This window comes from Streptomyces sp. SID3343, from assembly GCF_009865215.1.
In the GTDB taxonomy this organism is placed as follows: Bacteria; Actinomycetota; Actinomycetes; order Streptomycetales; family Streptomycetaceae; genus Embleya.
Window position 1 is genome coordinate 1 of sequence record NZ_WWJX01000253.1, and the last position, 1,643, is coordinate 1,643.

A 1,643-nucleotide genomic window follows, 5' to 3' on the forward strand; every position below is an offset into this window, starting at 1 on the left:
GAGCCGTCCACGCCGGAGAGGATCGCGACGCCGGGTTCGTCCGTGGTGATCGCCTGCGCGGCGTCGACCGCATCCGGGTTGAGGTCCCCCAGGGCCATTTCGGCCGTTCCGGGGTCCGAGACGCGATGGCACACCCGCCCGGCCAACTGCGCGCGAAGAGCGGTAGCGCCGGGCCCGAGGTCCGAGCCGACGCGTTGACCCGCGACGACGAGGTGAACGCCCAGCGCCGCGCCGAGCTGCGCCAGCCGCACGAGCGCGGTAGCCACCTGTGCCGCTTCGTCCTTTTCCGCGCGGGAGGCCGCGAGGAAGAGTTCCGCGACTTCGTCGACCAGGACCACGATCGGTGTCGGTCGCTTGCCGACCGGGAGTTCCCAGATCGAGCGGACCCGGGCGAACCGGCAGATCCGCATGCGCTGTTGCGTTTCGTCCACCAAGGCGCCCAGGAGTCGGGACGCTTCCTCGCGGGAGGTGGCCAGCGCGGACAGGCGTGGAGCGAAGAGGCTTTGTTCCATGCCGCCCTTGCAGTCGATGCCGACCAGGGCGAGGGGTTGCGGAGCCAACGCCGTAACCAGCGCCGCCATCAGCGTGGACTTGCCGGAGCGGGTGGCCCCGACGATCAGCCAGTGCGGCGCCGCGCGGAAGTCGATCACCCAGGGTTGGCCGTCCTCACGGCGGCCCACCGGCGCGACCATCAGCGACACCGACCGGTCGAGCTTGCCCGGGGAGGGGACGTCGGTCAGAGGGTCGGTCGCCATCGCGGATAAGCGCACCGATCCCCGCGCGGTGGAGGCGACGCGCACGGCGTGGACGCGCCAGGCGTGAGCCAGCGCGCCGGCGGAGTCCGCGAACGAGTCCGGCGTCTGCCCGGGGTGCATCCGTACAGCGACCGAAAGGCCACCCGCACGGGGCCGGGGGATGCCGATCCGAGGCGGAATCGGCCGCAGCGGTTGACCGCGCACGATCAGATCACCGAGCAGCACACGAGAGGGGAGCCGCGTGATCGTCAGGCCCCGCTCGATCGCCAACGGACGCCACGACCGCCACACCCGCACGGCCACCAGCGGGAAGCCGAACGCGTACCACCAACCGACCGGGAAACGGCGCCGCAGCGCGGGAGCCGCGAACAGCAGCCCCAGCGCCACGACTGTCACGACCCACGTAAGGATCTGTCGCATCATCAGGAATCAGCCTCCTTGTCCTTGCCGGCGCGCAGGGCCGAGGAAAGCGGTCCGGCGGGGCGTTCCGCCGCAGGGCCGGGCGTGCCGGCAGGGGTGATCGAGGCCGCGCGGAAGGATGTTCCGTGTCGGCCGCCCTGCTCCCAGGCGAACGCGACGAGGTCGTGTGCGATCACGCGCACGCCTTCCGCGATGCCGGAGGGTTCGCCGGACACGGCTATCTCGATCACCGACGTACGTCGTGTGTCCCGTTGCCGCACGGACACGCCGACCGTCCACACGGTCACGCCGTCACGGTCGACCTTGAGTTCACCGGTGTCCCGGTTGACGAGCTTGGGTTCCGGCGCGACGACGCACATGAGCGTCCCGAGCCGGTTGATGTCCACAGGTATGGACTGCATGGGTGTGGCCTCCAGCCACTCATGGACGTCCGTCCGTTGTCGGACGTCACTTGTCATGACAAGTGTC

The 1,643-nt window shown here is 70.4% G+C and carries 2 protein-coding genes; both read right to left on the reverse strand.

From position 1 onward, the window contains the following. On the reverse strand, positions 1-1,178 hold a 1,178-nt coding region (locus GT354_RS08635; protein ID WP_237534519.1), incomplete at its 3' end, for an FtsK/SpoIIIE domain-containing protein. Beyond that, the coding region (locus tag GT354_RS08640; protein WP_346011934.1) for a hypothetical protein at positions 1,178-1,643 on the reverse strand (466 nt) is incomplete at its 5' end. The genes GT354_RS08635 and GT354_RS08640, both read right to left, overlap by 1 nt.